Annotated in this window: 12 protein-coding genes; 7 read left to right on the forward strand and 5 right to left on the reverse strand. The window is 70.8% G+C overall.

The features are described from left to right. Positions 1 to 134: 134 nt before the first annotated feature. Entirely contained in the window at positions 135 to 710 is a 576-nt protein-coding gene (locus M3Q35_RS11750; RefSeq protein ID WP_273941723.1) for a DUF1062 domain-containing protein, read from the forward strand. A gap of 4 nt (positions 711 to 714) precedes the next feature. Here the strand turns inward: M3Q35_RS11750 and M3Q35_RS11755 are convergent, their stop codons facing one another. From M3Q35_RS11755 to M3Q35_RS11765, 3 genes are all read right to left on the reverse strand, one after another. Then, entirely contained in the window at positions 715 to 1,242 is a 528-nt protein-coding gene (locus M3Q35_RS11755; RefSeq protein WP_273941724.1) for a D-alanyl-D-alanine carboxypeptidase family protein, read from the reverse strand. A gap of 81 nt (positions 1,243 to 1,323) precedes the next feature. Further along, positions 1,324 to 2,139 carry an RNA polymerase sigma factor gene (locus tag M3Q35_RS11760; RefSeq protein ID WP_273941725.1) on the reverse strand — a complete coding sequence of 272 codons (816 nt, stop codon included), beginning with the start codon at positions 2,137 to 2,139 and terminating at the stop codon, positions 1,324 to 1,326. Then, positions 2,136 to 2,981 (reverse strand): haloalkane dehalogenase, encoded by an 846-nt coding sequence (locus M3Q35_RS11765; protein ID WP_273941727.1) that lies wholly within the window; start codon positions 2,979 to 2,981, stop codon positions 2,136 to 2,138. Before M3Q35_RS11765 ends, M3Q35_RS11760 begins: the two co-directional genes overlap by 4 nt. 109 nt (positions 2,982 to 3,090) lie before the next feature. Between M3Q35_RS11765 and M3Q35_RS11770 the strand changes: the two genes are divergently transcribed. The 4 genes from M3Q35_RS11770 to M3Q35_RS11785 are packed head-to-tail and all read left to right on the forward strand — an operon-like array spanning position 3,091 to position 5,996. Next, positions 3,091 to 3,669, forward strand: coding sequence for a TetR/AcrR family transcriptional regulator (locus tag M3Q35_RS11770; protein WP_273941728.1), 579 nt, complete (start codon positions 3,091 to 3,093; stop codon positions 3,667 to 3,669). Between the two features lie 4 nt (positions 3,670 to 3,673). Next, a complete protein-coding gene (locus M3Q35_RS11775; RefSeq protein WP_273941729.1) occupies positions 3,674 to 4,423 on the forward strand; it encodes an SDR family NAD(P)-dependent oxidoreductase in 750 nt (249 codons plus the stop codon). An 11-nt stretch (positions 4,424 to 4,434) separates the two neighbouring features. After that, positions 4,435 to 5,292 carry an ABC transporter substrate-binding protein gene (locus M3Q35_RS11780; protein ID WP_273941730.1) on the forward strand — a complete coding sequence of 286 codons (858 nt, stop codon included), beginning with the start codon at positions 4,435 to 4,437 and terminating at the stop codon, positions 5,290 to 5,292. A gap of 2 nt (positions 5,293 to 5,294) precedes the next feature. Beyond that, on the forward strand, positions 5,295 to 5,996 hold the full coding sequence (locus M3Q35_RS11785) for a nitroreductase (RefSeq protein ID WP_273941731.1): 702 nt from the start codon (positions 5,295 to 5,297) through the stop codon (positions 5,994 to 5,996). Here M3Q35_RS11785 and M3Q35_RS11790 read toward each other — a convergent pair. Both M3Q35_RS11790 and M3Q35_RS11795 read right to left on the reverse strand, forming a co-directional pair. Beyond that, positions 5,959 to 6,906: a GlxA family transcriptional regulator gene (locus tag M3Q35_RS11790; protein WP_273941732.1), complete on the reverse strand. Its 948-nt coding sequence runs from the start codon at positions 6,904 to 6,906 to the stop codon at positions 5,959 to 5,961. The two genes, M3Q35_RS11785 and M3Q35_RS11790, sit on opposite strands and share 38 nt — an antisense overlap. 63 nt (positions 6,907 to 6,969) lie before the next feature. After that, complete coding sequence (locus M3Q35_RS11795) at positions 6,970 to 8,166, reverse strand: LLM class flavin-dependent oxidoreductase (protein WP_273941733.1); 1,197 nt, start codon at positions 8,164 to 8,166, stop codon at positions 6,970 to 6,972. Between the two features lie 157 nt (positions 8,167 to 8,323). Here M3Q35_RS11795 and M3Q35_RS11800 point away from each other — a divergent pair, with 157 nt between their 5' ends. Together M3Q35_RS11800 and M3Q35_RS11805 are read left to right on the forward strand one after the other, a co-directional pair. Then, positions 8,324 to 9,454: a discoidin domain-containing protein gene (locus M3Q35_RS11800; protein ID WP_273941734.1), complete on the forward strand. Its 1,131-nt coding sequence runs from the start codon at positions 8,324 to 8,326 to the stop codon at positions 9,452 to 9,454. A 97-nt stretch (positions 9,455 to 9,551) separates the two neighbouring features. Beyond that, complete coding sequence (locus M3Q35_RS11805) at positions 9,552 to 12,344, forward strand: helix-turn-helix transcriptional regulator (RefSeq protein ID WP_273941735.1); 2,793 nt, start codon at positions 9,552 to 9,554, stop codon at positions 12,342 to 12,344. Positions 12,345 to 12,699: the final 355 nt, after the last annotated feature.

Here is a 12,699-nt window from a genome sequence, read left to right on the forward strand (position 1 = left end):
AGCCCGACAAGGGCTTCCCACACACGGCGTCCGAGGCGACGTCGTGCCTCGGCCGGCGCTGCCGGCCGTCCAGCCGCTGATCCCAGGGGGTGCTCACGCGCGCCCCCGCTCCGTCACTGGAGTGCGCCCGAACCATGAGCGAAATCGACCGCAAGGCCCTGTGGACCGTCCGGGAACTCGGCCTGCCGGCCATCGTGCGCGGCTGCCCGTCGTGCCGAACCCACCGCCACCACCCGACCGGCAAGGTCCGGGTCAACGCCAGCGGCAAACTGCTGGACGTGTGGCTGCTGATCGGCTGCGACCACTGTGGCCGCACGTCGAAAGTGCCGGTGCACGAACGCATCCACGTCTCGGCGCTCGACCACGACCGGCTGGTCCGGTTCGAGGACAACGACCCGGCCATCGTCCGGGAGCTGGCCACGGACATGTCGCTGGCCCGCCGAACGCCGTACCGACTCGACTGGGACGGCACCTGGGAACTGGAGACCGACCAACCGTTCTACGACCTGCGAAGCCCGGACGCGGCGCCGATGGAGGTCGTGGTGCGGTTCGAGCTGCCGGCCCCGATCCGGGTGGTCAAACTGCTGCTGGCCGGCTTCGGCCTGAGCCGCACGGTGCTGCGCCACATGGTTCTCACCGAACAGATCCGGCTGCCGATGGACATGGACGCGCGGGTCCGCGAGGACTTCACGTTCGTGGTCGTGCCCTGAGCATCTACAGCAGGCTCGCCGGTGCGCGCGGATCCGCGCGCATCGGCGGGCGGCTGCGGGTCCCGATGTACTGGGGCCAGTGCTCGAAATGCCACCATTCGTTGGCATACGTGCGATAGAGGCCGTAGCGGTGCCCGTGGATCTCCAGCCACCGGGCGCCTTCGCGTGGCCGGACGTCCAATGCCCGCCCCTGGACGTGCAGGGATTCCGACGGCGGCAACACCCACTCGCGAGCGGCGGACTCGCTGCCGTACTCGGCGACGGCCTCGTCGAACAGCTGCTGCTGCTCGACGACGGACCGGGCCCCGGAGGTGAGGCCGATGACGAGACCGTGGTGCCATAAGGCCTCGGCGCGGGCGGCGGCGAACGCCACGCGCGCGCCGAGGTCGAGGCCGGCGAGGTTTTCGTGGGGGAAACGCAGGCCCAAGGCCCACTCGCTGGCCCGCTCCTCCGGACGCCACCGCCCGGCGAGGGTGTCCAGCGGCCGCCGCAGACCCGCGAGGCCCAGTGTTGCCAGCCGATAGACGTCCATTGGCTCAGATTACGAAGCCCTGACCTGCGCTGACGTCATACCGGCAGCTGATCGGAGAATCATCCCTGGGTAGCGCAACCCCTACTCGAGCAGCGGAAAGGAACCGGAGCGCAACAACCCGACGATGGCGTCCGTACGGTCACGCGGCGCCGCGTAGTCGGGGTGGGCCCGCAGCACGGCGGCGGCGTCGTGCAGCCGATGCAGCTGTGCAGCGGCCTCCCGAACACCGCGGCCGTTGACGGCATGACCGACCAACGTCGGCGCGGCCGGGTCGATGCGACCGACCGACACGGCCTGCTCGACCCTGCGGGTGCAGCGACAGAAGCCAGCCTCGGTCACGACCCCACACGTCGAGCCCATGAACGCGCGCAGCCGCTCGCGGGCCCGCTCCAACCGCTTCCGGTACGCGGCAGCGGAGATGTCCAGCACCCAGGCGGCTTCGGTGGACGTCAGCTCGAAGATGTCGCCGAGCACGAAGGCGATCCGCTCGGACCGTTCCAGGCACTGGAGCACCGCCTGAGTGCACGACAGCCGCACCTCGTGGGCCAGCAGCTCGGCGTCGGGACCGCCGTAGTCCTCGGCGGCCAACCCCTCGGCCAGGTTCGCGCCGAACTCGTCCAGGCTGAGCTCCCGCTCCTCCTGCGGAGTCTTGCGGCGCAGGTTGAGCAGGTAGTTCACGCCGATCCGGTACGCCCAGGTGAGCAGCGCGGCCTCGCCACGGAACGAGGACAACCGGGTGATCACCCGGATCAGGATCTCCTGGGTGGCGTCCTCGGCATCGGCCGGCCGCCACACCATGCGCAGGGCCAGCCGATACAGGGGATCGCGCAGCTCGCGCACGATGTCCCGCAACGCGTCCTGGTCGCCGTCGACGGCCCGGGCGACGAGCTCGCTCATGCCCACAGCCAGGATGCGACGGCCCGGCCGATGGCCTCGGGCTGGTCCTCGGGCGCGTGGTGCCCGGCCGGCCCGACCGAGACCACGGTCGTCGCGGCGAAGGTCTCCTTGGCCCACGTCGCGGTCTCGTCCGAGCCCATGCCCACCCCGTTCTCCACGGTCATCACCAGCTTCGGCACCTGTGGCGTCGCCGCCATCCACCGCCCGTAGGCGACGACGCGATCATGCACGTCGGCCGGCTCCCCGTCGAACGGGATCTCCCGGGGCCAGGCCAGCAGCGGGCGGCGGGATCGCTCGTCCGGATAGGGCCGGCGGTACTCGTCGTGATCGGCCTCGGCCAGCCCGGACGCCACCCCGTACGGCAGGTTGAACTCGATGAACTGGTTGTCCCGCAACACCATCTGCTCACCCTCGGCCGAGCGCATCCGCCGGAACAGGTCCTGTCCCAGCGGCGGCAGCTCGGCCCAGCTCATCGGGCGCAGGAACGTCTCGATCAGGGCCAGGCCACGGATCCGGTCCGGGTGCCGACGGGCCCAGTCCATACCCAGCGCGCCGCCCCAGTCCTGACCGACGATCACCACGTCGTGCAGGTCCAGCGCGTCGAACCAGGCGTCCAGGTAGCGGACGTGGCCGACGAACCGGTAGTCGATGTCCGGCTTGCCCGAGTCGCCCATGCCGATCAGGTCCGGCGCCAGGACCCGGGCCCGGTCGGCCAGCAGCGGGATGACGTCGCGCCACAGGTAGGACGACGTCGGGTTGCCGTGCAGGAACACGATCGTCGTGTCTCCCGCGCCGGCCTCCCGGTACGCCATGAACGAGTCCTCGACCTCGATGGTCTTCACGGTGTCTCCCCTTGTCGAAGTGCCTTCACCTGGTTGGACACAGGCCGATGGCCGGGTGTGACATGGCTCCGCCTTGACACCGTGACTCTTGCCGGCCAACCTGGAAACTATGGAAACCGAAACCGTTTCCGCCGTTTCCGAGCTCATCCTGGACGCGGCCGGCCGGATGTTCCTCGGCCCGGGCCGGGTGAGCATGGACGACCTGGCCCGCGAGCTGCGGATGAGCAAGAAGACGATCTACCGGCACTTCCCGGACCGGCAGGCGCTGCTGACGGCGGTGCTGGACCGACAGTTCGGGACGATCGAGCGCACGGTGGTCGACGCGCTCGCGGCGGCGGAGGGCCGGCCGTTCGGCGAGCGGGTGCAGCGGTTCCTGCTCGCGGCCGGCGCGGAGATGGCGCGGATCGGGGCGGCCCAGCTGGCCACCGGACGCGGCGGGGACCCGGACGTGCGCCGGCACGTGGAGGAGCGCATCGACGCCGTGATCTACCGGCGGCTGGACGCACTGTTCCAGGAGGGCCAGCGACAACAAGTGTTGTCGGCGTCGCCGGAGCTGCTGGGCGAGATCGTCCGCGGGGCCGTGGAGCGGCTGCTGAACTCGCGGCTGCCCGGCGAGATGAACTGCTCGGCCGCCGACCTGCTGCGGGCCACGGTCGACACCGTTCTTTACGGAGCGATCAGGGAGTAGACACATGACTGGGGAACGGGTGGCATTGGTCACCGGCGCGAGCAGCGGCATCGGCGCGGAAACCGCGCGACTGCTGGCTTCGCGAGGAATGCGAGTCATCGTCAACTATCTGCACAACCACGACGCCGCCAAGGAAGTCGTGGCCGACATCGAAAAAGCCGGCGGCACGGCCGCTGCGGTGCAGGCCGACGTACGTGATCCGGCCGCGGTCGAGGCGATGACCGAGTGCGCCCGGAACACCTGGGGCGGCGTGGATGTGCTGGTGCACAACGCACTCACGCCGTACGCGATCAAGTCGTTCCAGGACATGACCTGGCCGGAGCTGGGGAGCAAGCTGGACGACGAGCTCAAGGCCGCCTACGTCGTGACCAAGGCGGTCCTCCCCCACATGACCGCCCGCGCCGGCCGGATCATCTTCATCGGCACGGGTTTGAGCCGCCGCCCCCGCGCCGGCATGATCGCGCTCGGCACGGCCAAGGCGGCGCTGGCGCAGTTCGCCCGCTACCTCGCGCAGGAACTCGGCCCACAGGGCATCACGGTCAACGTCGTCGAACCCGGCCCGGTGGCCGAGACCCGCATCTCCGCGCAGGTCTTCGACGACGACCTGACCAAGCGGCAGGTCGCCGCGACGCCGATGGGCCGTCTGGCGCGGCCGAGGGACGTCGCGCAGGCCGTGGCGTTCTTCGCCGACGCGGACAACGACTTCATCACCGGCAGCACGACCGCCGTCAACGGCGGCATGGCGATGTACTGAGGGGTCGGATCATGCACACCATCGATCTCGCCTATGTCGGGCGGGGCATGCACGAGGAGCTGGTCGCGTACATCGCCGACCAGGAAGGCTTCTACGAGGCGGAAAACGTCCACGTCTCGCTGCGTGACGGCTGCGCCTGGCCCGAGGAGCGCCTGCGTCGCGGTGCCACGATCGGCCTCGGCCGCGCGCTGCTTTCCCGCCTCACCAACGGAATTCCGTGGGTCGCGCTGACCGTCAACACCCACAGCCCGCTGTTCTGGTTCCTCGCCCGCCCCGGTCTCGAATCCTTGCCGGACCTGGCCGGACAACGACTCGCCGTGCACCCGGCGCACACCGCGCCCGGCTGCTTCGCGCGAATCGTGTTGCGCCAGGCTGGTCTCGACCCCGATCGTGACGTCGACTGTGTCGTCCGCGCGCCGGGCGACTACGGACTGGATCTCCGTCACCTCGCCGACGGCACGATCGACGCCGCATACGTCGGCAGCACCATGAACCCCGAGGCGATGCCCGGCTGGAACGTGCTGGCCTGGGTCGGCGACCACTTCAAGATCCCCACGGTCGGCGTGGCCGTCGACCCGACCCATCTCAGCCCGGACGACCCGGCCGTGCAGGCCGTCGTCCGCGCCCAGCGCCGGGCCCTCGACGTGCTGCACAACGACCCCGACACCACGGTCAAGCATCTGGAGACGTTTCTCGGCCGGCACACGACCGAGGAGATCCGGGCCTACTACGACAAGTTCGTCGCCCCGCACTACACCACCGACGGCCAGGTCGACCACGGCATCGCCGAGCAGGCGATCATCGCCGTGGCGGCCGAGCTCGGCGTGCCGGCAACGGTGTCCGCCGCCGACTTCTACCGGACGAAGTGACCATGGACGTCTATGAGGCGGTCAGAAGCCGCCATGCGGTCAGGAAGTTCGTCGACCGGCCGGTCCCGCCGGAGGTGCTCAGGCGGGTGCTGTCCGCCGCGACCTGGGCCCCGTCCGGCTCGAATCTCCAGCCGTGGCACGCCTTCGTGGTCACCGACGCGCCACTGGCCGAGCTCAAGAAGCGCATCGCCGAACGGATCGCGGCCGGCGAGCAGTGGGACGAGCCGCAGTACACGATGTACCCGGACTCGCTCAAGTCCCCCTACCAGGAGCGCCGCGCCGATTTCGGCCGGCAGCGCTACGGCTCGCTCGGCATCACCCGGACCGATGTCGAGGCCCGCCAACGGGCCGCGACCGACAACTGGGCCGCGTTCGGTGCACCAGTGGCGTTGTTCTGCTACCTCGACCGTCAGATGGGCCGGCCCCAATGGTCGGACGCCGGCATGTTCCTCCAGACGGTCATGCTCCTGCTCCGCGCCGAGGGCGTGCACAGCTGCGCGCAGATGGCCTGGGCCAAGTTCCACCGCAGCGTCGCCGAGGTCGTCGAGCCACCGGACGACCTGATCCTGTTCTGCGGCATGTCGATCGGCTACGAGGACTCCACGGTGGACCTCGGCCGGGTGGGCCGCGCCCCGCTCGACGAGACGGTCACGTTCGTCGATGGGCTCACGCCGAGAACGAGCGGCGGTAGTCGGTCGGCGTGACGCCGATGACCCGCTGGAAGTGGTGACGCAGCAGGGCCGGCGTGCCGAAGCCGGCCAGCCGTGAGATCTCGTCCACGCCGAAAGAGCTCTGCTCCAACAGATTCCGGGCGTGCAGCACCCGCTGCGTGGTCAACCAGCGGTGCGGCGTGGTTCCGGTCTCGGCGACGAAGCGGCGGGCGAAGGTCCGCTCGGACATGGCGGCCCGGCCGGCCAGCTCGGCCACGGTGTGCTCCTCGGTCAGCGTCTCCAACATCCACAGCAGCACGGGCTGGAGGCTGTCGGCGGTGGTCTCCGGCACCGGCATCTCGACGAACTGCCGCTGACCGCCGTCGCGCTGCGGGGCGACGACCATGCGCCGGGCGATCAGCGCGGCCACCCGCGAGCCGAGTTCACGGCGCACGATGTGCAGGCAGGCGTCGATGCCGGCGGCGGTGCCGGCGCTGGTGATCAGGTTGCCGTCGTCGACGTAGAGCACGTCGGCGTCGACGCGGGCCTGGGGGAACCGCTGCCGGAAGGACTCGGCGTAGCGCCAGTGCACGGTGCAGGCCCGGTCGTCGAGCAGGCCGGCGGCGCCGAGCACGAAGCCGCCGCTGCACACCGACACCACCATCGAGCCCCGGTCGACCGCCGCCCGCAACGCGTCCAGGACGGCCGGCGGGTACTCGTCACGGATCGTGCAGGCCGGCACGGCGACCAGGTCGGCCGACACCAGGTCGGACAGCGGCCGGTCCGGCGTCAGGGACACGCCGACGCTGGTCCGCACCGGCTCGCCGGGCCGCTCGGCGCACACCCGGAAGTCGAAGGGCGGCACGCCGTCGTCGGTCCGGTCGATGCCGAACACCTCGCAGACCACGCCGAACTCGAACGGGGCGACCCCGTCCACCACCAGCGCGGCCACTGACGTCAACACGCCCTCCAGCCTACGTGGCCGGATTTTGTGCATCAATGGCTCTCCTGCCACTGGTGGCAGGATTTACATCAGCGCACACTTCATGCCATGACGACGAACCACTTCACCCAGCGCCTGCGCAACGCCTTCCGCCGCGGCCCCGCGATGCCGCACCCCCGCCTCTACGGCAGCAGCGACATCGAGGACCGCGACCTGGCCCGCGTGCTGTGCGAGCTGCGCTTCACCCTGAGCGGCAAGGAGCTCGCGAACCAGCGGAATGACCTTGGTGCCGTAGAGCTCCAGGTTCCGCATGGCGTGCTCGTGCGGGATGGTCCCGTTCGAGTACTTCAGGTCGAACCGCTGCACACCGAGCGTCCTGACCGTGCGGGCGATCTTGCGGGCGACGGTCTCCGGCGCGCCGATGTACTGCGAGCCGTTGGCGATCTCCCCGTCGAACTGGGCCCGGCTCATGGGCGGCCAGCCGCGCTCGCGCCCGATCCGGTCGTGCATCGCCTTGCTGTGCGGCCACACCAGGTCGGCCGCCTCCTGGTCGCTGTCGGCGATGAAGCCGGGCGAGTGCACGGCGACCGGCAGCCGGTCGAGGCCGACCTGCTCCAGCGCCCGGTGGTACAGGTCGACGTACGGCGCGAACCGGGCCGGGTCGCCGCCGATGATGGCCAGCGTCAGCGGCATGCCGTAGCTGGCCGCGCGCACCACCGACTCGGGGCTGCCGCCCACGCCGACCCAGGTCTTGATGCGGCCGCTCTCCGTCTTGGGGAAGACGTTGGCGTCGGCCAGCGGCGGCCGGACCGTGCCCTCCCAGGTGACCGGCTGCTCGGTGAGCAGGTGGGCCATCAGGTCGATCTTCTCGCTGAACAGCACCTCGTAGTCGGCCAGGTCGTAGCCGAACAGCGGGAACGACTCGGTGAACGAGCCGCGACCGAGGGTGATCTCGGCCCGGCCGTTGGACACGGCGTCGAGCGTGGCGAAGCGCTCGAACACCCGGACCGGGTCGTCGGAGCTCAGCACGGTGACCGCGGTGCCGAGCCTGATCCGCCGCGTGCGGCCGGCGATGGCGGCCAGCACCACGTCGGGCGCGGAGATGGCGAAGTCGTCCCGGTGGTGCTCGCCGACGCCGAAGTAGTCGATACCCACCTCGTCGGCCAGCACGGCCTCGTCGACGACGTCGCGCAGCACCTGCGCGTACGACTTGCGGTTGCCGTCGGCGTCCACGGTGACGTCGCCGAAGGTGTCGACCCCGAACTCCACCGGTGTGGTCATGCTCTGCCCTTCTCCAGGTCCTACCTCAACGAACTATTGAACGTTGAACCATCATCATGGCATTCCCGCTGTTTTCACTCGTCACTGAAGTCACAGTGCTTCAGAACCTGGAGCAAAGTGCCTTCCTCCTGCGCCGAACGGCCCTACGATCCGCGCCATGCCCAGGACGCGGCTCGCGCTGCTGCTGATCGTCGCGGCGCTGATCGTCGGGATGTCGGCCGCCGGCTGCGCCCAGAGCAAGGTGCCGTCGACCGCCAAGGTCACGCTGACCGGCCGGGTCGACCGCCAGGACGGCACGCCGGCCGGCGGTCTGCGGCTGGCGCTGACCCGCGTTCCCGATCTCGGCGAGGTGGCCTTCCAGGGCATCCCGGTCGCGGCGACGCTGGGCACGGCCTGCCTGGCCGACGACCCGCCACCGATCTGCAAGCTGTTGCAGCGCACGCAAACCGACACCACCGGCACGTACACCGTCCACATGAACGGGTCGGACGTGCAGGGAACCTTCAACACGGCAACGAACTTCGACCTGACCGCCCAGCTGCCGGCCACAGCGTCCCAGGTGGACGGTCCGAGCGTGCGGGCGGGCTTCCAGATCCAGCGCACCGAGTTGACCGTGCCGGTGCTGCGGTTCTGGGAACCCGATCACATCGCGGCCCGCGGTGACGCGAAAAACGTCACTCTCGACTGGGCCGCATTCAGGAATGTGAACGAATACACCGCGCATTTCGCGGTCCGCGGCCAGGAAATCTGGTCGGCCGCGACCGATCCCGGGGCTGCAATGGACGCTCGCGCGTTCGAAGACGCCGACGGTGTCGTGCACATCTCGACCACGGCGAGCGCGGCCGGGCCGGACACCACCTTCCAACTCTTCTACACCAGCCAGGGCATCGGATTCCACGGCACCGCGGGCGCGCCGGAATCCCGCGGCAAGCCCTGCGTCGCCGAAGGCCAGCAATCCCCCTGTGCCCTTACCGACGGGTCCTTCGACCATCCGCTGACCGAACCGTCGTGCGCCCAGACACCGTGTGCGGCCAACAGTTGGGTGTACGTCGACCTGGGCAGATCCGAGCCGGTCGGCACCGTCTTCGTCCGCGCGAATCCCGGTGGCGCGCTCACCGTGGAGACCAGTGACGACGCGAAGAACTGGACGGTGCGGGCCACCGCGCGGGACGCCGGCCGGTTCGCCGGAATCGCCTTGCCCGACCCGGTCTCCGCACGCTACGTGCGCGTGCGCGGGGCCGAGGGGACCCGGCTGACCGGCCTGACCCAACTGTCGGTCTGGCCCTGACTTCGTTCGGCGGCCGATCCATCCCACCATTAGTTCTCGTTCAACTGATCTGCCCTTGTGTGCGTATTGTTTGCCCGACCGCACTGAGGGGACGTAAGTGACTGCGACCAGCCGCCCGATCGTCGGACGGGAACGTGAGCTCGCGCTGCTGCACGCGCCCGGGCCGGCCCGGCTCATCGAAATAGTCGGCGACCCGGGCATCGGCAAGACCAGCCTGCTCGGCGAGTTCGGCCGCGGCCGCGGTGCCGTGTTCACCGGCCGGGCCACCGAATTCGAGCAGCACGTGCCGTTCGCGGTGTTCCTCGACGCGCTGGGCGACCGCGTGGCCCGCCTCGACACCCGGGAACGAGACGAGCTCGGCGCGCCGGCGGTGGAGCTGCTGACCGCGGTCTTCCACGGCGCCGACACCGCCCAGGCCGACCTGCACGGCGTCGGCCGGCACCGGCTCTACCGTGCGGTGCGCGCGCTGCTCGAGGTGGTCAGCCCCGAGCCGGGCGGCACGCTCGTGCTGGACGACATGCACTGGGCCGACGAGGGATCCGTTGGCCTGCTGGAGTTCCTGGTCCGTCACCCACCGGCCGGCCGGTTCCGGCTCGGCGTCAGCTACCGGCCGCGGCAGGCCTCCGAGCGGCTGTTCGCCGCGCTGTCGCACGCATCCGGCGCGGAACGGCTGCGCCTGGAGCTGAAACCGTTGACGCTGCAACAAGTCTGCCAGCTGCTGCCGGACGTGGACGCGGCGCGGGCCCGGCAGCTGCACGATTCCAGCGGCGGCAACCCGTTCTATCTCGACGCCCTGACCCGGGTGGCCGCCGACGGCGACCCGGAGGTGGCGCTGTCGGCCGAATTCGCCGCCCTGACACCGAGAGTGCTGCTGGTGGCCCAGGCCGCGGCGCTGGCCGGCGACCCGTTCGACCCGGAGCTGGTGGCCGAGGTCGCCGAGCTGCCCGAGGCCGACGCCCTGACCGACCTGGACGAGCTGGTGGCCCGCGACCTGATCCGGGCCGAGAACAGCGCCCGCCGGTTCCGCTACCGGCATCCGCTGGTGCGCAGCGCCGCGTACCGTACGGGCCGGCCGGGATGGCGGCTGGACGCGCACGCGCGAGCCGCCGCCGGGCTGGAACGCCGTGGTGCGCCGGCAACTTCGCGTGCGCACCACGTGGAGCGGGCCGCCCGCGCCGGCGACGACAAGGCCATCGCCGTACTGGTCGAGGCGGCCGAGTCGGTGTTGGCCAGCGTGCCGACGTTGGCCGTGGACTGGCTGCGCACGGCCATCGACCTGCTGCCACGGACGTCCCATGACCGGACCCGGCTGTGCGGCCTGATGTTGTTGCGGGCCAGGGCTTTGCTGGTGATCGGCCGGCTCAGCGAGTGCCGCGCCACCCTCCAGGAAGTGCTGGCCCTGCTGCCCGAGGCGCCCAGCGACCAGCGCAGCGCCGCGGTGTCCATGTGCGCCACCGTGGAACGCCTGCTCGGTCGTTACGACGAGGCGCAGGCGCTGCTCGTCGGCGAGCTGAGCCGGCGTCCGGACCGGCACGACCGTGCGGCGTTGGGCATGCGCATCGACATCGCCGCCGGCCTGTTGCAGTGCGCGAAGTTCGAGGACGCCCGCGCGTGGGTCATGCAGGCGATGGATTCCCCGGCCCGGCACCAGATGCGACCGCTCACCATGACCATCGGGCTGAGCATCCTGGCCACCGCCGACACCTACACCGGCCGCTTCGAGTCCGCGGTCGGCCACGTCCGCCGGGCCGCGGCCATGCTCGACGGCTTGTCGGACAACGAGTTGTCCGAGCGGCTCTACCTGACGCTGGAGCTGGCGTGGGCGGAACTGGTGCTGGAGCGCTATTACGACGCGCAGCGCCACGTCCGCCGCTGCGCGTCGTTGGCCGAGCGCACCGGCCACAGCCATCTCCAGCCCGACATCCAGCTGGCGTTCACCCATGTCTACGCCTGGCTCGGCGACCTGACCCAGGCCGCCGAGCACGCCGAGGCGGCGCTGGAGTCGGCGCTGCTGACCGGCCGGACCGAGCTGTTGGAGTTCATCCACGTGCGGCAGTCGGAGATCGCGTTGTGGCGTGGTGATCTCAAGGCCGCGCTCCAGTTCGCCGAGCTGGCCGTGGAGAAGACCCAGCCCGGCGCCTACTGGTGGTCCGGCGAGGGCGCGGCCGCACTGGCGGCGGCCCGGTTGGCCAACGGCGACCCGCAGGGGTGCGTGCAGGAGCTGATGCGCGGCGGCGATCCCGAGGAGGTCGGCTACGCCCCGTCGCTGCGCCGGCTGTGGTTCGACGAGCTGGTCCGGGCCGAGATTGCCCTCGGCCACGTCGACGCCGCGTTGGACTGGGGTCGGCGGGCCGAGGAGTCCGTGGCCGGCGGCGACCTGCCCGGTCGGACCGGCCAGGCTTGGCTGGCTTCGGCCCGGGCCCAGCTCGCCGGCAAGGATGCCGACGCCGCCGCCGCGCTCGCCGGCAAGGCCGCCGACAACTTCGCCCAGGTGCACCTGCCCGTCTTCGAGGGCCAGGCCCGGCACCTGCTCGGGGCGGCGTTGGCCGACCTCGGCCGTCGCGAGGAGGCTCAGCAGCAGCTCGGCCGGGCCAAGGAGCTGTTCGCCAACTGCGGCGCCGCCGGCATGCACGCCGCCGTCGTCCAGCAGCAGCGCCTGCTCGGTGCCCGCTCCACCCGCGTCCGCAAGGACGGTGGTCCGCTCACCCAGCGTGAACTGGAGATCGCCGAGCTCGTCGCGCACGGTTACACCAACCGCCAGATCGCCGGGCAGCTGTTCATGAGTCCCAAGACCGTCGAGGCTCATTTGTCCCGCATCTTCACCAAGCTCGGGGTGGCCTCCCGAACGGCCGTCGCCAGCCATCTGGCCCGGCATGCCCGGGAAATGTAGGGACTTTCCCGATGCTCCGCCGCCCCGCACCGTGCCACCGTTGACCCGCGCGGCTGCACCCGGCCGCTCGCCCTTCAGCGGCCACCCCCGCCGCTGCCCCGACTGGTCCGCCGGCGCACCGCCATCCGCCCGCTGACCGACCTGCTGGTCGTTCGCGACCAGCGGCTGGTCACCGTCACCGGCATCGGCCGCGCGGGCACCTTCCCGCCGTCGACGCCGCCTTGCTCGCGGAGTTCGGCCGGTCCCGTGGCCCGACCGGCATCGGAGCTCCGGGTCGCCGGACCAGCCGACCCTGCTGGTGCTGGAAGGCGAGTGGCGGGACCGGCCGGTCGCTATCGGGATTCGGGCCGAGGGC

This window comes from Kutzneria chonburiensis, assembly GCF_028622115.1.
GTDB lineage: Bacteria > Actinomycetota > Actinomycetes > Mycobacteriales > Pseudonocardiaceae > Kutzneria > Kutzneria chonburiensis.

Coding starts and splice junctions, on each gene's coding strand:
- M3Q35_RS11760 (WP_273941725.1), bottom strand. CDS start 2,139: ATGAGCGAGCTCGTCGCCCGGGCCGTCGACGGCGACCAGGACGCGTTG.
- M3Q35_RS11750 (WP_273941723.1), top strand. CDS start 135: ATGAGCGAAATCGACCGCAAGGCCCTGTGGACCGTCCGGGAACTCGGC.
- M3Q35_RS11795 (WP_273941733.1), bottom strand. CDS start 8,166: ATGACCACACCGGTGGAGTTCGGGGTCGACACCTTCGGCGACGTCACC.
- M3Q35_RS11800 (WP_273941734.1), top strand. CDS start 8,324: ATGCCCAGGACGCGGCTCGCGCTGCTGCTGATCGTCGCGGCGCTGATC.
- M3Q35_RS11785 (WP_273941731.1), top strand. CDS start 5,295: ATGGACGTCTATGAGGCGGTCAGAAGCCGCCATGCGGTCAGGAAGTTC.
- M3Q35_RS11770 (WP_273941728.1), top strand. CDS start 3,091: ATGGAAACCGAAACCGTTTCCGCCGTTTCCGAGCTCATCCTGGACGCG.
- M3Q35_RS11775 (WP_273941729.1), top strand. CDS start 3,674: ATGACTGGGGAACGGGTGGCATTGGTCACCGGCGCGAGCAGCGGCATC.
- M3Q35_RS11755 (WP_273941724.1), bottom strand. CDS start 1,242: ATGGACGTCTATCGGCTGGCAACACTGGGCCTCGCGGGTCTGCGGCGG.
- M3Q35_RS11780 (WP_273941730.1), top strand. CDS start 4,435: ATGCACACCATCGATCTCGCCTATGTCGGGCGGGGCATGCACGAGGAG.